At 63.1% G+C, this 21983-nt stretch carries 16 protein-coding genes; 9 read left to right on the top strand and 7 right to left on the bottom strand.

All coding sequences use genetic code 11. The features are described from left to right. Positions 1-98 precede the first annotated feature (98 nt). Both BG61_RS32895 and sauS read right to left on the bottom strand, forming a co-directional pair. Positions 99-1715 (bottom strand): AMP-binding protein, encoded by a 1617-nt coding sequence (locus BG61_RS32895; protein WP_035935755.1) that lies wholly within the window; start codon positions 1713-1715, stop codon positions 99-101. Next, on the bottom strand, positions 1712-3157 hold the full coding sequence (sauS, locus tag BG61_RS32890; protein WP_035935757.1) for an acylating sulfoacetaldehyde dehydrogenase: 1446 nt from the start codon (positions 3155-3157) through the stop codon (positions 1712-1714). The genes BG61_RS32895 and sauS overlap by 4 nt, the downstream gene beginning before the upstream one ends. Positions 3158-3376: 219 nt before the next feature. On the opposite strand from sauS, the gene BG61_RS32885 reads away from it, so the two are divergent. After that, a complete protein-coding gene (locus tag BG61_RS32885) occupies positions 3377-4141 on the top strand; it encodes an IclR family transcriptional regulator (RefSeq protein ID WP_035935760.1) in 765 nt (254 codons plus the stop codon). 1069 nt (positions 4142-5210) lie between these two features. Here BG61_RS32885 and BG61_RS32880 read toward each other — a convergent pair. From BG61_RS32880 to pdxR, 4 genes are all read right to left on the bottom strand, one after another. Beyond that, complete coding sequence (locus BG61_RS32880; RefSeq protein WP_035935818.1) at positions 5211-6659, bottom strand: amino acid permease; 1449 nt, start codon at positions 6657-6659, stop codon at positions 5211-5213. Between the two features lie 178 nt (positions 6660-6837). After that, positions 6838-8256: an NAD(P)/FAD-dependent oxidoreductase gene (locus tag BG61_RS32875; RefSeq protein ID WP_051672950.1), complete on the bottom strand. Its 1419-nt coding sequence runs from the start codon at positions 8254-8256 to the stop codon at positions 6838-6840. Positions 8257-8273: 17 nt separating this feature from the next. Further along, a complete protein-coding gene (locus BG61_RS32870) occupies positions 8274-8678 on the bottom strand; it encodes a nuclear transport factor 2 family protein (protein ID WP_035935763.1) in 405 nt (134 codons plus the stop codon). A gap of 157 nt (positions 8679-8835) precedes the next feature. After that, a complete protein-coding gene (gene pdxR, locus BG61_RS32865) occupies positions 8836-10347 on the bottom strand; it encodes a MocR-like pyridoxine biosynthesis transcription factor PdxR (protein WP_035935765.1) in 1512 nt (503 codons plus the stop codon). Between the two features lie 278 nt (positions 10348-10625). Here pdxR and tauA point away from each other — a divergent pair, with 278 nt between their 5' ends. The 3 genes from tauA to BG61_RS32850 are packed head-to-tail and all read left to right on the top strand — an operon-like array spanning position 10626 to position 13402. Next, positions 10626-11633 (top strand): taurine ABC transporter substrate-binding protein, encoded by a 1008-nt coding sequence (tauA, locus tag BG61_RS32860; RefSeq protein WP_035935767.1) that lies wholly within the window; start codon positions 10626-10628, stop codon positions 11631-11633. 34 nt (positions 11634-11667) lie between these two features. Next, positions 11668-12483 carry a taurine ABC transporter ATP-binding protein gene (locus BG61_RS32855; RefSeq protein WP_035935770.1) on the top strand — a complete coding sequence of 272 codons (816 nt, stop codon included), beginning with the start codon at positions 11668-11670 and terminating at the stop codon, positions 12481-12483. Next, positions 12476-13402 carry an ABC transporter permease subunit gene (locus BG61_RS32850; protein ID WP_035935772.1) on the top strand — a complete coding sequence of 309 codons (927 nt, stop codon included), beginning with the start codon at positions 12476-12478 and terminating at the stop codon, positions 13400-13402. Before BG61_RS32855 ends, BG61_RS32850 begins: the two co-directional genes overlap by 8 nt. 176 nt (positions 13403-13578) lie before the next feature. Here the strand turns inward: BG61_RS32850 and BG61_RS32845 are convergent, their stop codons facing one another. Further along, a complete protein-coding gene (locus tag BG61_RS32845) occupies positions 13579-13905 on the bottom strand; it encodes a hypothetical protein (RefSeq protein WP_035942630.1) in 327 nt (108 codons plus the stop codon). Positions 13906-14176: 271 nt separating this feature from the next. On the opposite strand from BG61_RS32845, the gene BG61_RS32840 reads away from it, so the two are divergent. From BG61_RS32840 to BG61_RS32820, 5 genes are all read left to right on the top strand, one after another. Beyond that, positions 14177-15490: a TAXI family TRAP transporter solute-binding subunit gene (locus BG61_RS32840; protein WP_035935776.1), complete on the top strand. Its 1314-nt coding sequence runs from the start codon at positions 14177-14179 to the stop codon at positions 15488-15490. A 695-nt stretch (positions 15491-16185) separates the two neighbouring features. Beyond that, positions 16186-17364, top strand: coding sequence for a ParA family protein (locus BG61_RS32835; RefSeq protein ID WP_035935777.1), 1179 nt, complete (start codon positions 16186-16188; stop codon positions 17362-17364). Further along, positions 17365-18336 (top strand): ParB/RepB/Spo0J family partition protein, encoded by a 972-nt coding sequence (locus tag BG61_RS32830; protein ID WP_035935779.1) that lies wholly within the window; start codon positions 17365-17367, stop codon positions 18334-18336. Between the two features lie 315 nt (positions 18337-18651). Then, the gene (locus BG61_RS32825; RefSeq protein WP_051672947.1) at positions 18652-19893 is read left to right on the top strand and encodes a hypothetical protein; all 1242 of its coding nucleotides are present in this window, start codon (positions 18652-18654) and stop codon (positions 19891-19893) included. 840 nt (positions 19894-20733) lie between these two features. Next, the coding region (locus tag BG61_RS32820; RefSeq protein WP_035942632.1) for an RNA polymerase sigma factor region1.1 domain-containing protein at positions 20734-21983 on the top strand (1250 nt) is incomplete at its 3' end.

Here is a 21983-nt window from a genome sequence, read left to right as displayed (position 1 = left end):
ACGACGTTCATGACGTCTGGTTCGATGGATGGACATGGGCGGGTGGTCCCGCTCTCGTGCATTTCTTCTGGCTTGCCACCGGCATGCGGCAAGCGGCGCTACGTCTGCAGCAGCTTCAGGCGCTGGATCTTTCCGGATGGCCCGCGCGGCAGTTCGGCCACGAGCCTGAATTCCTTCGGCGTCTTGTAGCGCCCGAGTTCGCGCAGACAGTGCTGCCGCAGGTCCGCGGTATCGAGGCCGTTCTGGCCGTCCGTCTCGCGCGGCACGACGAACGCGACGATCTCCTGCCCGTAGGCCGCATCCGGCACGCCGACCGCCGCCGCTTCCAGCACGCCCGGGTGTTTCAGCAGCGCCTCGTCGATCTCGCGCGGCGCGATGTTCTCGCCGCCCTTGATGATCAGTTCCTTCGCACGGCCGTTGATGTAGTAGTAGCCGTCCACGTCGCGGTAGCCAAGGTCGCCGGTGCGCAGCCAGCCGTCGGCGGTGAACGCGGCGCTCGTTTCCTCGGGACGCTTGTAGTAGCCGCCCATCACCTGCTCGCCGCGCAGCACGATTTCGCCGCATTCGGCGCTTTCGCAGTCGCGACCGTTCACGTCGATGACGCGCGCCTCGCCCCCCGAGGGCAGACCGATGCTGCCGATGCGCCGCAGCGCCGCGTCGTACGGATTGCTGAAGGCGGGCGCGGCGGTCTCGGTCATGCCCATCGTCTCGATCACGCCGACGCCGAAGCGCGCCTCGAACGCGCGATGGTGCTCGACCGGCAGCGCGGCCGATGCGCTGCGGCAGAACTTGAGCGCCGACAGGTCGAACGCCGGCTGCTCCTCCTGATTGAGCAGGTACGCGACGATCGTGGGCACCACGTTGATCCACGTGCACGCATGGCGCGCGACATCGCGCCAGAACGTGCGCGCCGAGAAGCGCTCGGCCATGACCACCGAGCCGCCATGAAAGAGCGGCGCGAGGAGCGTCACGACGAGCCCGTTGATGTGATAGAGCGGCAGCGAAGCAAGCACGCGATCGCCGGACCCGAGCCGATGCTCGGCCGTGATGTTGCGTGCGTTCGCGAGCAGGTTGCGGTGCGTGAGCAGCACGCCCTTCGGCGCGCCGGTCGTGCCGGACGTGTACATCAGCAGCGCGACGTCGGCCGCGTTCAGATGGTCGCGGGGCTGCGCGGCACGCGCGCCGAACGCGGCGGCGGCAACCTGCGGCGCATGCGCGCCGGCCAGCGCCGGCTCGGCCTGCGCGAACACCGGCGCTTCGACGGCGTTCGCGTCCGTCTCGATCAGCAGGATCTCGCGCTCGAACCCCTGGACGCGCAACGCCACACATGCGTCGGCGATCGCGGGGCGCGAGTCGCGGGAGACGAAGATGGCCCGCGTGTCGGAGTGCTCGACGATATAGCCCAACTGCGACGGCTGGCACAGCAGGTTCAGCGGATTAGCGACAAAGCCGCCGTACATCGCCGCGAGCAGCAGCGTGGCGGTCTGGATGCCGTTGCCCATGTACACCGAAACGACGTCGCCGGGGCGCAAGCCGGCTTCCCGAAAGCCGGCTTCGAGCGCCGCGCATTCGTCGCGCAATGCGCCGAAGGTGAGCACGCGCGGGCGCGTCGCGGGAGCATCGTCGTCGGCGGCCGGCGCGAGCAGGAACGGCTTGTCCGGACAGACGCTTGCGCGCTCGTCGATAAGCGCGCGGATCGTGGCGGGCGCGCTCATCGGCCAACCCTCCTGAAGAAGTCGCCGAGCAGATCGTCGAGCTCGGGCACGCGTTCCTCGATCGGATACGCGACGCGCGTCGTGTTCAGATAATGGCGAAAGCCGAGGTTGCCCGAGAAATTGTTGTGTCCCCAGGTGCCGCATCCCATCGAAAGCGAGAACGGCAGGCCGTTGTCGAAGTTGCCGCCGGTGGCGAGGCAGTGCGCCTGGTTGGCGATCACGCGCGCGACCGGCAGCGTTTCGCCGAGCCGGATCGCCTGCTCGGGGTCACCTGTGTGCAGGCCGACCGAGTGTCCCGCGCCCATGTACGAATAGATGCCGTGCACGATGCGCCCGGCGTCGTCGAAATCGCGCGCGCGATACACCGTGAGCACGGGCGCGAGCTTTTCACCGGAGAACGGATAGTCGGCGCCGAACCCCGTCTCCTCGACCATCAGGAATCTGGGCTCGCGTGCGGCGATGTCATCGAGGCCCGCCAGCCTCGCGATGTGCGCCGCGGACTTGGCGGTGCAGTCGGCGGAGAGCTTGCCGCCCTTCCACATCACATCCTGCAGGCGTGCCTTGGCGGCGTGATCGAGCAGGACGCCGCCGCTTGCCGCGAGCGCGTCGAGCATCGGCTGATAGATCGCGTCCTCGATCACGACGCTGTTCTCCGACGAGCAGCTCGTCGCGTTGTCGAACGTCTTGGAGAGCGCGATCTTGGGCGCCGCGTCGACGGGATCGGCCGACGCCGCCACGATCGACGCCACGTTGCCAGCGCCCACGCCGAACGCCGGCGTGCCGCTCGTGTACGCCATGCGCACGTTCGCCTGCGATCCCGTCGCGACGACCAGGTCGCACTGCCGCAGCAGTTCGGCCGTGGCCGCCTTGCTGATCGGCGGCGGCAGGACCTGCACGAGATCGGGCGCGAGGCCGGCTTTCGCCAACTGCTCGTGGATGAACCCGACGAGAAGCGCGCACGACGTATGGCCTTTCGGCGACGGCGCGACGATCACCGCGTTGCCGCACTTGAGTGCGTTGATGATCTTGTTGGCGGGCGTCGCGGCCGGGTTGGTCGACGGCGTGATCGCCGCCACCACGCCGACCGCCCGCGCGATCTCGACGATACCGGTGGCCGCGTCGCGCGCGATCACGCCGCAGGTCTTCTGTCCGCGCAGATCGCGCAGCAGGCCGAGCGTCTTGCGATGGTTCTTGCGGAACTTGTCATCGGCGTTGCCGAGGCCGGTGTCGGCCACCGCGCGCTCGGCCAGCAGCCGGTTGCGCTCGGGTTCCATGATCGCCCACGCGGCGGCGTCCGCTGCCGTGTCGAGCGCGTCCTGCCCGGCGAATTCGAATGCGCGCTGCGCGGCGCGGGCCCGCGCGACGAGCTCCGTGACGACGCGTGCGACGTCGCCTTCGACACCGCCTTGCGAGACCTCGGCGGGTTTGGCTCTAACATTCATATGGTTGCTCCGGCTGGAAGGGTCTGACGATCGGGTGCCGTGTAGCGGCGTAGGAATCAATCTAGTCAGCCCTGAGCTACGCGCGGTCCCGTTTTGTTGACTATCCATTGCTGCGCAGTCCGGAGCAGCGGAAAATGCAATTTTCGGGACCTGCACGAGTCCCGAAAAACGATAAAGTCGATGCAGAATAAAATCGACACACGATGTTCAGGAGACGGAATGTCGGCATCAAATCAATCCAACGCAGCGGCGGTGCGCGCCTTTCGCGTGCTCGAAACGCTCGCCGAGGCCGGACAGCCTCTTTCGATGACGGACCTCGTCGGCGCGCTCGGCCTTCCCAAACAAACCGTGCACCGTATCCTCGTGCAGCTGATGGACGCGTGGCTCGTCACGCGCGGCGCGGGGGACCGCCTGTACGAGTGTTCGCCGCGCGTGCGCTCGCTCGCCGTCAACGTGCTGATGCACGCGGGGCCGGCGGCGGCGCGACACGCGCTGCTGGAGCAGCTCGTTGCGGCGGTCGGCGAGACATGCAATCTGACGATGCTCGCCGGCAACGACGTGGTCTACGTGGATCGCGTGGAAACCGGGTGGCCGTTGCGCATGCATCTGCAGGCGGGTTCGCACGTGCCGCTGCATTGCTCGGCGAGCGGCAAGCTCCTGCTCAGCTTCCTGCCGAAGGACCGGCGCGAGCGCATGATCGAGACGCTGCCGCTGCGCGCCTATTCGGAGCGCACGATCACCGACCGCGACGCGCTGCGCCGCGAACTCGCCACCACGCGCCGGCGCATGCTCGCGATCAATAACCAGGAGCATCTGCAGGGCCTCATCGCTATCGCGGTGCCGGTGATGCTGGACCGCAACCGCGCGTGCGCGGCGATCTCGGTGCAGGCGCCCGTCGGACGGTTGAGCCTCGATGACATGCTCGCTTTCGTGCCAGACCTGCGGCAGGCGGCGCTTGAGACTGCACGGACGTTTCAGGATTGAGATGGACGGGTTGTTCGCTGGCGCTTGGGGTTGGGGTTTTGTTCGTTTGATGCGCTTGCGCTTCTATGAAACTTGCTTTGATATTGGTCTATTGGCTTCGCCCCTGTGCGGGGCAGCAGTCGCTTTCTTTGCACGCTGATGTCGCTGGCGCTTGGGGTTAGGATTTTGTTGTCGAACCGTTTGATGCGCTCGGGCCTTCATGAAACTTGTTTTGTTCTTGGTCTATTAGCTTCGCCCCTGTGCGGGGCGGCAGTCACTTTCTTTGCTGCTGCAAAGAAAGTAACCAAAGAAAGCAGCTATGGGGCAAGCGGTGTTAGGACGTGACCACGCTTTATTCCTTCGGAGTGGCCCGACCGCGGGAGTGTCCACCTCGATTTGTTGAGCGGATAGGTACGCGGACCCACTGTGTCGTCGCGCAGTCAAACGGAGTGGTAAGGCCGTCATACATCCGTCCGCGCTTTGCTCGGACGTACGGTGCGCCGCAACCAATCGATTCGTTCTTCTTCCACGCATACCCAAAGATGCTTCGTCGTAACGCCACGCGTGCCTGACCACCATATGCACCTTACGTCGGCACACAGTGCCGAGACGGATGAATGATTGCCTTACCACTTCGTTCGAAGGTGCGAGGGCGCAGTGGGTCCGCGTACCTATCCCCCAACGAACAGAGGTGGACACTCCTACGGTCGGGCCACTCCGAAAGACTCAAACGTGGTCACCTCCTAACACCGCTGACCCCATAGCTGCTTTCTTTGGTTACTTTCTTTGCAGCAGCAAAGAAAGTGACTGCCGCCCCGCACAGGGGCGAAGCTAATAGACCAATAGCAAATCAAGTTTCATAGAAGCGCAAAAACATTAAACGGTTCTACAACCGCCCAACCCATGACCAAGCGCCAGCGCCAGAATACCTGTCCGCTCTGCGCGAGTAACGAAGCACGTGAACGAACAACAAAATCAGGCAAACGCGCAAACATCAAAACGTAGCAAGCAGGAAACGCGAAGAAAGCGCAAGAACGAGCCGAACGTTGTAAAGCCAGTCCGGCTCCAGGACCACCAAAGAAGGAAGCGTTTATCCACGCCGCCCCGAGACCTGCGCAGTCTGCGCCTCGACCCGCCGGGCATCGAACTCCGCGTCTCCCTTGCGCCAGCGGTTGCGCTGCCAGAACACGATGAGCAGCACCGCCAGACTCGCCACGCCGAACCAGAGCGGCTTGCGCTGATCGGGTATGAACGCCATCGCCACGATGATGCAGACCATCCCCGCAATCGCCACCCACGTAAGATACGGAAAGCACCACATCCTCACGCGCAGCTTGCCCGGCGCGTCGCGCTCGAGGCGCGCACGCAGCTTCAATTGCGACAGCGCGATCAGCAGATAAACGAAGATCGCCACCGTGCCGTACGAGTTGACGAGAAACGCGAATACCGTGTCGGGCGACACATACGACATGACCACCGACACATACCCGAAAAGCGTGCCCATCAGGATCGCGCGAACCGGCACGCCACGCCCATTGACCTTCGCAAGTGCGCGCGGCGCGTCGCCACGGCGCGTGAGCGCGAACATCATCCGCGACGCGGCATAGAGCCCCGAGTTCAGTGCGGAGAGCACGGCCGTGAGGATGATCGCGTTCATGAGGTGAGCGGCAGCCGGAATGCGCATCGCTTCGAGCGCGCTCACATAAGGCGTCGCCATGCCCGGCGAATTCCACGGCACGATCGCGACGACGAGCAGGATCGATCCCGCATAGAAGAACAGCACGCGCGTGATCACCGAATTGGTCGCCTTTGCAACGGCGCGCTCGGGCTCGTGTGCCTCGGCGGCGGCGATTGTCACGATCTCGGCGCCGAAGTAGAAGCCCGTCGCAGCAACCGCGCCGCTCAGCACCGGCCCGATGCCGTTCGGCATGAAGCCGCCGTGGGAGGCGATCGCCGCAATCGGCAGCGTCGCGTGATCGGCGCTCGGCCACATGCCGAACACGAACAGCGTGCCGACGAAGAGGAACACGATGATCGCCGCGACCTTCACCGATGCGAACCAGAACTCGAACTCGCCATAGCTGCCGACGGATACGAGATTGGTCAGCGTCAGCGTGACGAGCAGAACGAGACCGATGATCCACGCCGGTACGTCCGGCAGCCAGAACTGCACGAGGTGCGCGCCCGCCACGGTCTCCACCGCAACGACGATCACCCAGAAGTACCAGTACATCCATCCCGTCAGAAAGCCCGCAAGCTCACCCGACTTGCGCCGCTCGCCAAACGCGAGCCGCGCGTACTCATAGAACGAGCCGACGGCGGGCATCGCGGATGCCATCTCGCCCAGCATCCGCATGACGAGCACGACGAGCCCGCCCGTCAGCAGAAAGGAGATGATCGCGGCAGGCCCCGCCTGCCGTATCACCACGCCGCTGCCGACGAAGAGCCCCGCTCCGATCACGCCGCCAAGCGCGATCATCGTCATGTGCCGCTGTTTCAACCCGCACTTCAGTTCGCTTCCGTTGACTGGTTGTTGCATGTCGCCTCCATATCCTGTTCGGTACGGCGTGTTCGCGAGCCGCGTCTCATGCGCGATTCGTCCGCCGCCGTACATGAGCGTGCGCGGGCGCGGCGGGTACGGGCTCACCTGCACCCGCGCAACCGCCGCACCCCGCCCATGACCACATGTCTTTATAGGGTGTGAAAAGACCCGCGCGCTAGCGTTGTTCGTCGCGCAGGTAGTACCAGTGGTAGAGCATCCGCTGGCCCAGGCGCCGGAACGGGGCGAACATGTGCCCCGGCAGCGGCGAGTTGAAGATGGGCAGCGTCTGCTGCGCGCCCTTGCCGGCGATGCGCTCCGCAAGCCGGCGTCCCGCCTGCGCCGAATACGACACGCCGTTGCCGCCGTAGCCGAGCGCGTAGTACACCGTCTCCTTCGGATCGGGCTGGAACACGCGCGGCATCATGTCGTGGCTCACATCGACCCAGCCCCACCACGAGTAGTCGATCTGAATGCCGCGCAGCGCCGGGAACTTGCGATACAGGCCGTTCACGAGCAGATCGAGGTGGCGCGCGTTGGGTGCGTCCTGTCCCGTGATCGCGCTGCGGCTGCCGATCTGCACGCGGTTGTCCGGCAGCAAACGGTAATAGAAGCGCAGCGTGCGCGTGTCGGTGAGCACCTGGTTCGTGCGGAAGTTGCACGCGTCGAGTTCGGCGGGCGTGAGCGGGCGCGTCACCATCGAGTTGGAGAGGATCGGCATGATCTTGCTCGTGAGCGAACGGTGCAGCCCCGGCGCGGTATAGGCGCCCGTCGCGATGCCGACCGAGCGCGCGCGCACCGTGCCGCCCGGCGTGCGCAGATGATGCACGCCGTTGATCGTCTGCCAGCCGGTGACCGGGCTGCCCGGATGCACCTTCGCGCCATGCTGCCGCGCAAGCTTCAGGTAGCCGTACGCGAGCTTGAGCGGATGCACGCCGATGCCCTCGGGTTCGTGCAGCGCGCCCGCCGCCTCCGAGTCGTTGACGAACTCGCGGCGAAAGCTCTCGGCATCGTACAGTTGCGACGGATAGCCGAACACGTCCTTCCAGACCTTCGACTCGGCCGCGAGCCCCTGCATGATGCGCGGCCGGTGCGCAATCAGGAAATGGCCGCCGGGCTGCGGATCGCAGTCGATCTGCGAGACGAGCGACTTGAACGTATGGAAGCCTTCGTAGATCTCGTGATGCATCTTGAGCGCGACGTCCTTGCCCCAGCGCTCGATCCATTGCGAACGCGAGAGGCGCCCCGATGCATTCTGCCCCTGTCCGCCGTTGCGGCTCGTGCAGCCCCAGCTCACCTTGTTCGCTTCGAGCACGACGGCCTTGATGCCGTGCTCGCGTGCGAGAAAGAGCGCCGCCGCGAGACCGGTGTAGCCGCCGCCGATGATCGCGACATCCACATCGATGTCCTGCGTGAGCGGGCCGTCGTCGGGCGGCGCGACGCCGGCCGTCGCGGCCCAGTAGGTCGGCGCGTACTGCTTGCCCTGGCCGGGGCCGGGCGAGACGAGCGGATCGTAGGTCGGGTCGTAGCGCGTGTCGGCGCCCGCCTCGCGGCTGAACGGACCCGTCGCATCCAGGTGGATCGCACCGTTTTTCATGCGAGTCTCCTCAGGAATCAGGCGGTTTGCTTCGGACGTTCCTTGCGGAACGCGCGCTTCACCGCAATCAGGCCGTCGCGGAATTCGAACAGATCGCAACCTTCGGCCTCGATGCGCCAGCCTTCCGCATGCGTGCCGGTGAATACCCATTCGGACACGCCGCATTCACCCGCGACGTAGTGGCGGCCGTGGCCCCAGTGCGCATCCGGAAAGGTCCGGAAGACGGCTTCGAACGCGGCTTTCACCGCTGCGCGGCCAGTGAAGCGCGTGCCGTGGACGTCGTTGCCGCCGGCTGCGTCGAACACGCAGTCCTCGGTCATGAAGCCCATCAGCGCGTCGGCGTCGTGGCGGTTGAATGCGTCGGAAAAGGCGGCGAGCGTGTGTGCCGTGACGGCGGGCGCCTTCGTGAGCGTGTCGGTCATGCGTGTCTCCTGTCAGATGATTCGCGACCCGCACGCCTTTTCGATGCGCGTGCGAAGTCCTCATCCACACGTTAATCAGCGCTTACGTCCGACGGTAGCTCCAGTTGCCGGGATTCGCTTGGGCCAGCGGCGAGGCGCGGGGCCTCGGGAACCGCGCTCAGGCCCGCGGGCGTTGCGCCCGCACGAGTTCGGCGAGCGCGCGCACGCCGGCGTCGATCTTCTCGAGCTTGATCGAAGAGAAGCCCATCCGGAAGCAGTGCCGCTCCTCCAGCCCGGCCATGAAGAAGACGTCGCCCAGCTCGATCAGGATGCCGTGGTCCTGCGCGTCGGTGGCAAGGCGCCTGGCGTCGAGCCACGGCGGGCCTTCCACCCAGCACGAGGCGCCACCCGTGATCGGCACGTGGCGCGCTTCGGGAAGATGCGTGTCGAGGGCGCTCATCAGGGCCTGCGCGCGCTCCTTGTACGCATAGGCGAGGCGGCGCAGCAGCGCGTCGTGATGGCCGAGCGAGAGAAACGTCGCGAAAGCGCGCTGGATATAGGCCGCCGGATGCCGCACCATCAGGCGGCGCAGCGCGCGCAATTCGCGGATCAGCTCGCGCGGGGCGACCACGTAGCCGAGACGAAGGCCCGGCGCGAAACTCTTCGACAGGCTGCCGACGTAGATCACCCGGTCCGCCGTATCCAGGCTCTTGAGCGCCGGATGCGGCGCGCCGGAGAAGTTGTTCTCGCTTTCGTAGTCGTCCTCGATCAAGACGAAATCGTGCTTCTGCGCCAGTTCCAGCAGCGCGTGGCGGCGCTCGAGCGGCATCGTGACGCTCGTCGGGCACTGATGGCTCGGCGTCACGTAGACGTAATCGCATTGTGCGAAAAGCGCGCTGTCCTCGACCGGCCGCACCCCGCCGCCGTCGACGGGCAGCGGCAAGAGCGGCGCTTCGCGGTTCTGGAAGATGTTGCGCGCGTCGGGATAACCCGGGTTCTCGAAACCGATCGTCGTACGCTCGTTCGCGAGCAGATCGGCGATCAGGTAGAGCGCCTGCTGCGCGCCGATCGTGATGACGATCTCGTCGGGCATCGCGAACACGCCGCGGCGCGGCAGCACGCGCGTGCGGATCTGCTGCACGAGCGTGTCGTCGTCGCGCTCGATCAGATCGGGCGCCCAGTTGCGGATCTCCATCACCGAGAGCGCCTTCATGCAGCACTCGCGCCAGTCGCTCGTCGGAAAGAGCGCCTGATCGAACTGCCCGTAGATGAACGGATATTCGTAGTTCTGCCAGTTCGCCGGCTTGACGATATTGCGCTGCGCGGACGGCGAACGCGCCATGCGCGCGCCCCAGTTCGGGCGGCCGAGCGCCTCGGTCGCCGACTGCGCGGGCGCGAAGCCGTGCTGGCCCTCGAGCATCGCCGGATTGACGAAGTGGCCGCTTCGCTCGCGCGAGATCAGATAGCCCTCCTCCACCAGCTGCTGGTACGCGAGCACAACCGTGTTGCGCGCCACGCTCAGCTGGTCGGCCAGTTCGCGGCTCGACGGCAATGCGGTATCGGCGGGAATCTGGCCGTCGAGTATCGCGGCCACCAGCATCTGGCGAATCTGACCCTGCAGGCTGATGGTCGATTCGCCCGGCCGCTGGAACCGCTGTGTCCACATTGCCGACGACATCCGGCTTGCCATGCTTTCCTCCTTTTGTTTTCGACTGGAATTGATGCGATGCGCAACGATAGTGCACGCCGCGGACCGGAGCCCGCGAATGTGGACTCAACGATCGGCGGCGTCTGGTACTAACTCGCGTGATTTTTAGTTGACGATACTCGAATCGACACTGCATCGGCGATCGGGACAAGCCCGGTCGGTCCCCGAAAAGAACCGCGTGTCAGCCACGCAGCCAGGAAAGGAGACCCGAAATGCGACACCTTAAGCCGTCAAAATTGCCGTTGCGGATTGCCCGCACGATGCAGCGCATCATCGTCACGTTCGCGGCGCTCGCCGCATGCGTGATGCAGCCGGCGCACGCCGAAGAGAAGGAAGTCACGATCGCCTACCAGCAGATCGTCGATCCGTGGATCGTCGCGATCGCCGACGGCTCGATCGAAAAGGCAACGGGCTACAAGATCAAGTGGCGTCAGTTCGAATCGGGCGCGAAAGTGGCGACCGCGATGGCCTCCGGCGACGTGAAGGTAGGCGTGATCGGGTCGAGCCCGCTCGCGGCGGCCGTGAGCCAGGGGCTCGACCTGCAGCTCTTCTGGATTCTCGACAACATCAATCAGGCGGAGGCCATGGTCGTGCGCAACGGCTCGGGCGTGACGAAGCCCGCCGACCTGAAAGGCAAGACGATCGGCGTGCCGTTCGTTTCGACCACGCACTATCACACGATGTTCGCACTCCAGCACTGGGGCATCAACCCGTCCGACGTCAAGATCCTGAACATGCAGCCGAACCAGATCGTGGCGGCGTGGGAGCGCGGCGACATCGACGCGGCCTACGTCTGGAACCCCGCGCTCGCCGAACTGAAGAAGAGCGGCAAGGTGCTGGTCACGTCGGGCGATCTCTCGAAACTCGGCAAGCCCACGTTCGACGGTATTGCAGTCGATCGCAAGTGGGGTGAGGATCACAAGGAGTTCATGGCGAAGTTCGTCAAGGCGATCGCCGACGCTGACGAGCAGTACCGACGCAATCCGTCGCAATGGAACGCGGGCTCGCCGCAGGCCGCGGCGATCGCGAAGATGATCGGCGGCAAGCCGGCGGACGTGCCCGAGTCGCTGTCACTCTACGCGTACCCGACGCTCGCCGAGCAGGCGTCGCCGCAGTGGCTCGGCGGCGGCGGCTCGGGCCGGGCGGCGCAGGCGCTCAAGGACACGTCGGACTTTCTGAAGGAGCAGAAACGCATCGGCGCGGTGGCGCCCGACTATTCGACGTTCGTCACGCCCGCGTACGCGGAAGCGGCGCAGAAACTCAAGTGAAGCAGCACGCCATGGCCATCGGCCAGGGGGAACTATGGAAAGCATGAAGGTCAGGAACGTCAGCGTGGTGTTTCCCGGGCGTCGTGCCGGCGAACAGGTCCATGCGCTCGACGACATCAATCTGACGATCGACTCGGGCGACTTCGTCGTCGCACTCGGCGCTTCGGGGTGCGGCAAGACCACGCTGCTCTCGCTGATGGCGGGCTTCATCGCGCCGACGAGCGGCGAACTGCTGCTCGGCGGCGAACCGGTCGCCGGGCCCGGTGCGGATCGCGGCGTCGTGTTTCAGAAGCACGCGCTGCTGCCGTGGCTCAACGTGATCGACAACGCGGAATTTGGCCTGAAGCTGCAGGGCGTGCCGAAGTCGAAGCGTCACGAGATCGCGGTGCGCAATCTCGCGCTCGTCGGGCTGCAGGATTTTCACAAGCACATGATCTACCAGCTCTCGGGCGGGATGCAGCAGCGCGTGGGCATCGCCCGTGCCCTGACCTGCGATCCGGCGATGCTCCTCATGGACGAACCGATGGCCGCACTCGATGCCCTCACGCGCGAGACGATCCAGGAACTCCTGCTCGACGTCTGGAAGAAGACCAACAAGATGTTCTTCTTCATCACGCACAGCGTGGAAGAAGCGCTTTTTCTGGCAAGCCGGCTCATCGTGATGTCGCCGCGGCCGGGGCGCATCACGCACACGTACGACCTCGATTTCAACCGCCGCTTTCTGGAAACGCGCGATGCGCGCGCCGTCAAATCGAGCCCCGACTTCATCGAGATGCGCGAGCGCGTGCTCGGCATCATCTACGGCGACGAAAAATCGCACGGCGCACGGCAGGAGGTGTCGCATGTCTAGTTCCAAATCCGCCCACGCGATCCACACGCTGCTTCACGGACGATCGCCGATCAGCGCCGGCACGTCCGACGGGCCGCCGCGCAAGCCGCGCGGCCGTACCCGCATGCTCGCGAAGAAGCCGGTCAAGCCGGGCGACGCGTTCGGCGTGCCAGGGCATGGAAGCAGCATCGCAACCAGCCTCATCACCATCGTGGCCTTCATCGGGCTCTGGTTCGCGGTGACCAACCTGCATCTGATCAAGCCGCTGTTCCTGCCTTCGCCTCAGGCGGTGTACGCAAAGTTCCTCGTCGTTGCCACCGACGGCTTCGCCAATTCGACGCTCTGGCAGCACACCGGCGTGAGCCTCATGCGCGTATTCGGCGCGTTCATCCTCGCGTGCCTGACGGCGATTCCGGTGGGCGTGATGATGGGCGTGTCGCGCTTCGCGCGCGGCGCATTCGATCCGCCGATCGAGTTCTACCGCCCCCTGCCGCCGCTCGCGTATCTGCCGCTCATCATCATCTGGTTCGGCATCGGCGAGTTCTCGAAGGTCCTGCTGATCTATCTCGCGATCTTCGCGCCGCTCGCGATCGCCGCGCGCGCGGGTGTGCGCTCGGTGTCCATCGAGCAGATCCACGCCGCGTATTCGATGGGGGCATCGCGCACGCAGGTGGTGTTCCACGTCATCATGAAATCGGCGCTGCCCGAGATTTTCACCGGCATGCGGATCGGCATCGGCGTCGGCTGGACGACGCTCGTCGCCGCGGAGATGGTCGCCTCGACGAGCGGTCTCGGCTTCATGGTCCTCAACGCCGCGGAGTTCCTGGCAAGCGATGTCGTGATCATGGGCATCATCGTGATCGGCTTCTTCGCGCTGTGCTTCGACGTGCTGATGCGTTACGTCGAGCGCGTGCTCGTGCCGTGGAAGGGCAAGGTCTGAGCGGCATCGGTGGTGAAAGCGGGCGGGTGCCGCGACGGCATCCGCTGCTGGCTTGATGCGGGCATGCGGTGCAATGCCGCGTGCGCTCTCGCGGGAGAAGTCGACCGCGGTCAGGACGATTGGCTGCGTTTTTTTGCATCTCCGTTTCGACGGCGGCCGCGTGTCCATGCGGGCGTTCACGACCGTCGGGTCACCAGGGTCAGGCCGTTCAGCGTCGCAACTCCGGCTTTGCCGCCGGCCTCTGCGATCGCGGCATCGTGCGTGCGAGCATCGTGGTAGGTCAGGTTCCTCGTGAGCGTCGCACGATTTTCGGGCCGGCCGGACGTGATGGCCTTCCATCCGCCTCGCGCAGCCCCATACCCTGCGCTGCCCGGGACGTGAATGAATCGTGAAGGCTCGAAGAATTCGAAGGTGGGGAATTGCGAGACCGTTAGTCGCATTTTCACGTGAACGTCTGGATCACGGTGATGTTCGACGTCGGCCTCGTGTCGGGCTGGAGTCATCGCCTGCTCGTTTGCTGCGACAGTGTCGCAACCAGGCAATCTGCTATCGTAAGATCGGAAAACAACTAATCGACCGGCGATAGCGGGCTCGAATGCGCATGCGGTTGGGAACGCGGACAACGGCAGATCCGGCTTCCTGTTCGGCGGCGCTCGCGCAAAGCCTGCCCCAGGTCCGCTTCGTACAGCAAAGGCCCGCCGATAAGGGCCTGACGAGAGAGGCCGAATGATGGCGAAGCACAACCCAGCGCTTTATCGCAGGCCAAAGGACCCCATGACGCCGGGGCGCCGCAGGCTTCTCATCGTGGGCGTGGTGCTGCTGCTTACCGCGCTGGGCTGGGCACTCGCGGCGGTGCTCAAGCCCGCCATCCACCGCACGATCGTCATCACGACCGGCGCGGACAAGGGCATCTACCGCGGCTTCGCGGAACGCTACGCCCCGCTTCTCAAGCGCGACGGCGTCACGCTCGATATTCGCGCGTCCTCCGGCTCCGTCGAAAACTATGAGCGGCTGAAGGATCCGGACAGCGAATATGAAGTGGGCTTCATCCAGTCCGGCACCACGAATCCGAAGGAAACGGACGGCCTTGAGACGATCGCCGCGGTCGCCTATGAGCCGATCTGGGTGTTCTACCGCGGCGACGCCACCATCAACCAGCTTGCGCAACTGCGCGGCAAAAGGATCGGGGTTGGCGTTCCCGGCAGCGGCCTGCTCAACGTGTCCCTGGTGTTGCTCTCCTACAGCGGCGTCACCGCGGACAACACCACGCTGCTCGAAGTGGACGCCAACTCGGCATATCGGGCGCTCGAAAGCGACCGGCTGGATGCTGCCTTTTTCATCGGCAGGCCCGATGCCGTCATGCAGCAATCGCTGCTCAACAGCGGTCTGAAGCTGATGAGCTTTGCGCAGGCCGACGCGCTGGTGCAGAAATTCCCGTCGCTCTCCAAAGTCATTTTCCCGCGCGCGTCGACCAGCATCATCGAAGATCTTCCCCACGCCGACGTCACGCTGCTCGCCGCCACGGCTCTGCTCGTGTCGAAGGACACGCTGCACCCCGCACTCGTCTATGTGCTGCTGGACGCGGCCAGGAGCGCGCACGGCGGCGAGGACTACTTCACGCCGCTCGGCACCTTTCCGAACCTGCATACCGACGAGTTTCCGATCTCCGACGAAAGCGTCCGCTACTTCAAATCGGGCCGTCCGTTCCTGCAGCGCTATCTGCCGTTCTGGCTGGCGAGCTTTATCGAAAGGCGGTTGCTGATCCTGGTCCCGTTCCTTGCCGTGCTGCTGGGTCTGTTGCAGGCGCTGCCACGCATGGCCGAGGGGCGGATAAAGAAGCGGCTCGTGATCTGGTATCGCGAAATCAAGTCGCTGGAGGATGAAACCTGGAAAAACAGGCAGCCGAGCGCAAAGCAGATTGCGCAATGGCTCAAGGACATCGACACCATCGACGCGCACGCCAACGAAATCCGGATGCCGCAACGCTATTTTCAGGACGTGTACGCGCTCAAGCAGGCGATTGGTGTCGTGCGGGAGCGAATTCACCAGGTGGCGGGCAAAGCGCAGGCAGCGGAAACCGAGCGGTGAAGAAAGCGGTTCTTGCCGGTGATCCCTAAATCGATACGCTAAGGTTGTATTGTTTACTACAATATACGTAACGTTCGAAACGTTTTGCGCCGGAGAGTTGTGAAGCAGTTCTTTGGACGCCTTTCACTCTCCAGACGCCGATGCGCGCGTCGACAAACCGTGAAACAAAATGCAGTTTGTATCGTAATTTGTTGAAAATAAATGATTTTCTATAATTTAAAACGGCGCTTCGTTGTTCCACGGTCGTGTTTTTACTTCATCGTGAAGAACCAGCCTGTTCGGTTACGCGCGACCGGGTTGCCGGGTCGAAACATAGTCTCCGAACAACGGCGACGCACGCGAGGCCCCGGCGTATGTCACGAGACCGCGCCACGCGTCGCCGGGCTCAACAAATATTCAGGCTCGCATTTACGCGCGTCGATGGTGTGTGCATCTCGACGAATGCGCTCTCGCCCCGAATCGTGCCGTCTTGAAGGTCAGAGGAACCTCCGCGAAGGCAATTCCAGTGCTCGCGAAACCCCTCCTCCGCCCGAACTGCGTCGAAGCCGGCGATTAGGCGCGCGGCCGCGCAAAAATAACACTTCAGAGTTTACTTGAGGTTTACCGGTTCGCCGTTTATTCTTCGGTTTGCAGCAGCTTCTACACAAACCGAAGAATTTTTTGCTTACCTAGGCCTGCCAGTGACTGCGAATTCAATGTTAAGCGCTCGGCTTCCCGAAGTCGACCAATCCGTTTCGATTGAAACGCTCCTGGGAGTGGCTGCTCAGGCCACTGACATCCTCAACCAGATTCGCGATGCGATGCTGGAACCGTATCCGCGGAAAAGCGCGCCGACCTACACCAGCGCCCAGGTCGCGTCGCTGTGCGGCCTGGACAAGCAGCGGTTCCAGTATCTCACCACGAAGGGCGACCTGCCGCCCGGGACGTCGAAAGGCGCCGGGCGAAGCAAGGAATTCACGCTTGAAGAAACACTCACCTGGGTGAGAGCAACCAAAGAGCGTGTGGCGCGGCCCGAAGGGCAACGAGGTCGGATCGTCACGGTTGCGAACTTCAAAGGCGGCGTTGCCAAGACGACGACGGCGGTATCGGCCGCGCAGGCGCTCACGCTCCTCGGCCGAAAGGTTCTTGTAATAGACTGCGACCCGCAGGGCACGACTACGCAACTTTGCGGCTGGGCTCCCGACGCCGAAATTTCGGACGACCAGACGTTGCTGCCGCTCATCTACGGCGACCAGACGACACTGCATTATGCCGTTCAGCAGACGTACTGGCATAACCTCGATCTGATTCCTGCGTCGTCATCGCTGTTCGATGCGGAGTTCGAGATCCCCGCCAAGGTGCTGAACGACAGCACATTCGAGTTCTGGGAAATCGTGCGCAAGGGGCTGACGCCGCTCGCGTCCGAGTACGACGTGATCGTCATCGACACGCCCCCCGCTCTGAGTTACCTCACCATCAACGCCCTGCTCGCATCGGATGCGATCCTGCTCCCCTGCCCGCCGGAGGCGCTCGATTTCGCCAGTTCGACGCAGTTCTGGCACCTCTTCGCCGATATTGCGAAGAAGCTTCCGGGCGTGCTCGAGCAGAAGCGTTTCGATTTCGTGAACGTGATCATGACGAAAGCCAAGTCCGACGACGTCTCGCGCGTCGTCCGGGGCTGGCTGAAAAAGGCATACGGCGACCGCGTCCTGCCGTTCGAGATTCCCGAGTCCACGGTTCCCAAGGGCGCGTCCGCCCAGCTATCGACGGTGTACGACCTCTCGAAACCGGATGGCAGCACGGCCGCGTACAACCGTTTCAAGGAACCGCTTGACCGGCTGGCCGAACACCTGGACGCGCAGTTCGTCCGCTCGTGGAACAAGGGAGAAGCATAAATGGGCATCGGCGACAGATTACTGGCCAAGACGGCAAACGTTGGAACAAAGCCGACCGAACCGGCGCAAGCCAGGCCGACGGATTCCGAGCCGCGCACATCTCCCGGACGATTGATGGATGCGCAGAACCGGATCAATTCGGCCCAAGCGCGCATCAAGGAGTTGGAGGCGCAGCTTGAGGACAAGGCGGCGCTCGAAGTGAGCCTCGACTCGCTGATCGAAGTGAGCGGCAGGCGCCGAAAGCTGACGCCGGAGCAGTTTCAGGAACTCAAGAACAATCTCGCGCAGCACGCACTCGCGACACCCATTTTGGTTCGTACGCTCCCCGGGGACAGGTTCGAAATCGTTGCAGGGCACAATCGGGTTGCAGCGTATCGCGAACTCGGTCGCAAGTCGATTCGCGCGAATATCGCGTCGATCGAAGAGGGCGAGATCGAATTCGCAGCGTTCTTTTCAAATTTGCTCTCGCCCTCGCTCACCGATTTCGAGAAGTACTGGAATTTCAAACGACTCCAGGAACTGACGGGGTTGTCACGAACGGAGATTTCTGAGAGCGCTGGACTCAGCAAGAGTCACGTCACCCGCATCTTCTCTTTCGACCTTCTTCCGGACGCTGCGAAGACCGCTCTATCGGAGAAGCCCGAGCGTTTGGGCAGCAACGCTGCGCAAAAACTCGCCGCTCTGACCGAAGCAGGAAAGGCAGAAAAGGTGACGGAGGCAGTACGCCGACTGGTCGACGACGAAACCTTTACACAGGATCGCGCCGTCGCCCTCGCGACCGAAAAACAACGAACAACGGCGCCAAGCCCTACGGTGATCAAGAGGGGAAAGCGGAAGGTTTGCGAGGTTTCGTCGCGAAACGGGGTGGTTGGCGTACGTTTCTTCGAGAAGAATGCGACGGAAGCGGAAGAGTGGGCGCAGCGGATAACGGAATTTATAAGCAAGAGCCTGGGTGAATCGTCCGGCGATTGAGTTTCTACTAGGTTTTGGTTGTAAATCAATAAGTTAGCTTCGCGGAAACTTGAGAAGTGCAACTGCTCTACTAGAGTTTTCTGAGAAATCAATGAGTTAGCTTCTACCCACGTCAGAGATCGATCATGAAATCGTAATTGGCTTCAGAAAGACAAAAGCCTTCGGCGCCAACCGAAGGCTTTTGAATATCGGGCTTACTGTTGCTCGCCCGTTACGCTCCCCGACGCCAATCGGGTCACGAGTGCACACCTCGAAGTGTAACGAATAGCGATCGGCAGTCAAGCATTTGTCTTCCATTTTTTGCAAATGGACGCAATGGACATGCTTATCGCGCAACTCCGAGTTGCTGGCGAGGAAGACGATCGTCTTGCCACGAATACAGACCGCCCCACGATTGACCACGAAGCGTTGGAAGAATACGCTTGCGATCGATCGAACCTGCCCTGGGTGATCTTCCGCGCTGCCCACCGTGCCACCCACATCGCCGCCCTTCCGGCCCGCGCACGCGCTCTGCTTGCCGCCCTCGCCCGCACGGTAGACGCCGATCGCCCCTACGCCGCCATCTTTGCCCGCCGCGAACTGCTTACGGGGCGCGCCCTGCAATCGATGCGTACCTTCTACCGCAGTCTCGACGATCTCGAGGTTGCCGGACTCATCTCGCGCCCTCCTCAGAAGCGATACGTCAGCGGGGGACTGTTCGGACGCGCCTATTTGCATCTCACCGAGAAAGCTGCCGCGCTCCTTGGATTCGTCGAGGAACCGGCCAGCCCAACCTCACAGCAAAGGTCAGCCGAACGGCCCGCGCATGCCGAACAGGCAACTTCTTTGATTTCTCCGAATGCCACGGTGGCAGACGGCCCTATATATAAGGATCTATCCCCTAATACTCAAAAGAGACAACCAGCGCGACTGCCTCAGGACCTTCAGCGCCTCCTGAATTTGGGTTTTCGTGAATTCCTCATTTTTAAACTCATGCGCGAAGCCAAGCAAAACGCCAAGCTTCTATCCGACGTCGTGGAAGCGACCTGGGAACACTTGAGTCGCGCAAAACGCCCGATCAATTATCTGCGAGCGCTCCTTCGCTCTTCGGTCGACTTCACCCATCAGGTTCGAGTGAGGGACACCGCCCGCATCGAAACAAACCTTGCCCATGCAAGAGCTGCGAACGCGCAAAGGATCATCCGAGCGCACGCGGGGCAAGCCTTTTTCGACGCGCAGAATGCTCGCCGTTTCGAAGTTTCAGAGGATGGGTCCACGCTCAATGTCTGCCACCACCAGGAGTCCCGCCCGCGTATTCGTGCCGGCGACTGGGCAGCCGAGTTTTCCGAGGCCCTGGAAGCCGGCCTCATCGTTCCCGCCACCAGCGAGAGAGAGGCAGCGTTTGCGTCAAAACGCACGGTGCATCTCAACGTGCCGAAACCAGCGTGCGATACACAGCAATCGCGTCAACCGCTACCAGTCCGCACACCCGAAATCGCATCGCGGCTTACCGATCTGAAACGCCTATTGCGATCCGTCTGTGCTGGAGGAGGGGGCGTGCCTATCAAAACCCAGTGATTCGCTAAGCCTTTTGAGCATATCGGCAACGCACCGTCTGGCTCACGAAGGTGATACGAGGTACCCGCCGATGAGGCGCGCGCGCCGAAAATGCCCAGAGAACCGCTCACAGAACCAACCCTAAAGGTTAAACCTATTGCGACGTATCCATCAAAAGCTTCCCGCTTCGCCCGCCGGAAAGGCCAATACTGATGCAACTAACGGTCTCTTATTGCCTAACCCATCAAACACAAAGATCACTCGGCCAGTGAGCGATCCTCGGCATTCCAGTCCTCAGGATCAAGTAAAAGGACAACACGCCCGCTGCGCACTTGATAGCAAACACGGGCGGCGAATCTCGGCTTCCACACTAAGGCATACAAAGGCCCAACTCAACGATTCGCTGCTCGAATTGAGAATGCAGAGTAGATCAGGCACTCCGCTACAGCGCCCCGACCGGTCATCTGGCAAAACCACCGCATGTCCGCCGAAGCAGCATCGACTGTTATTAAACGCAAAGAGGCGCGCCGATAGTGATAGTAGGGCCCCGGACAGTCGCGTACGCACTCATTCGCGCTAACTACGACATCCGCCCCGACCCAAATCAGTGAAAATTGAACCGATCTTCGATCTTAGCTTGCTGCGACGCACCAAGCGCTGCTATACTCGCAGGTTGCGTAATTCGTACGCAGTCAAACACGGCCCGCCTGTCGAGCGGGCCGTGTTCTTTGCTCGTTGCGATTCCCAGCAAGTCGTCTGCGTCTCTAGACGTGGCCTCCCGGCCCGTCCGTGGCGCGCAGGCTGGAATGCCTGTGGCCATGGGTTTTGCCATCGCCGAGCGAACCCGTCGAGGAGAATGCATTGGCAAGTTTTGATCGGGAAGATTTAGGGCCGGACACGGCCGCAACCACGCGGAAAGGCCCGCCCCGGCGCGCATCGAAGGGCAAGGCATCAGTCAACGCTGTACCCGTCGATACCGTCTATACAGCGCAGCAGGACGAGGAACGTCAACGCCAGATGCGCGCGCTGATCCAGCTTGGCAAGGAGCGTGGCTACCTCACCCACGCCGAAATCAACGATCACCTGCCAGACAACTTCGCGCAAACGGCGGCTATCGAAACGATTGTCAGCACGTTCAATGACATGGGCGTGTCTGTCTACGAGCAGGCGCCGGACGCAGAAACGCTGTTGCTCAATGACGCAGCGCCCTCTGTGGTGTCTGACGAACAGTCCGACGAGGAAGCGGAAGTCGCGCTCTCCACGGTCGATTCCGAATTCGGCCGCACCACCGATCCCGTGCGCATGTACATGCGCGAAATGGGCGCGACCGAACTCCTGACCCGTGCCGGTGAAATCGCGATCGCGAAACGCATCGAGGACGGGCTGCACGAGATGATCCAGGCAATCGCCGCCTGTCCCTCGACCATCGAAACGATTCTCGGGAACGCCGATCAGGTGGCCGCCGGTGAACTGCGCATCGACGAACTCGTCGACGGCCTCAACGAAGACACCGAGGAGCCTGACGTATCGGCATCGGCATCCGACTCGAGCGCCGAACAGGACACTGACACCGACACGGACACGAGCGATACCGACACGGACGACGACGACAGCGATCTCGAAGCCACCGATTCGGCCGTCGCAAACGAAGCGCGTCTCAAGCAGCTCACGGCCGACAGTCTCGCGATCTTCGCTCGAGTGCGCGAACAGTTCGAGCAGATCCGCGCCGCGCAGCTCAAGAACACGATTACGTCGGCGGCGCTCGAGCGCGCGCGTCGCGAGATTCAGCGCGAACTCGCGCCGATTCGCTTCACCGCGCGCACCATCGACCGGCTGTGCGCAGACGTGCAGCAGCAAGTCGCGCAGGTTCGCGCGATCGAGCGGCGCATCCTGCAGATCGCCGTCGAGCGTTGCGGCATGCCGCGCGAAAAATTCGTCGAATCGTTCCCGGGTCATGAAACCGATCTCGGCTGGACCATGAAGACGGCGGCGGGATCGCGCGCGTTCGGCGCGGCGCTCGAGCGCAGCCTTCCGGCGATCCAGGCCGAGCAGCAGAAGTTGATCGACATCGAAACGCAAGTCGCATTGCCGCTGCAGCAACTGAAGAAGAT

Source organism: Caballeronia glathei (genome assembly GCF_000698595.1).
GTDB classification, from domain to species: Bacteria; Pseudomonadota; Gammaproteobacteria; order Burkholderiales; family Burkholderiaceae; genus Caballeronia; species Caballeronia glathei.
The sequence above is the reverse complement of the archived record's forward strand: the minus strand, read 5'-3'. Positions and strand labels throughout refer to the sequence as shown.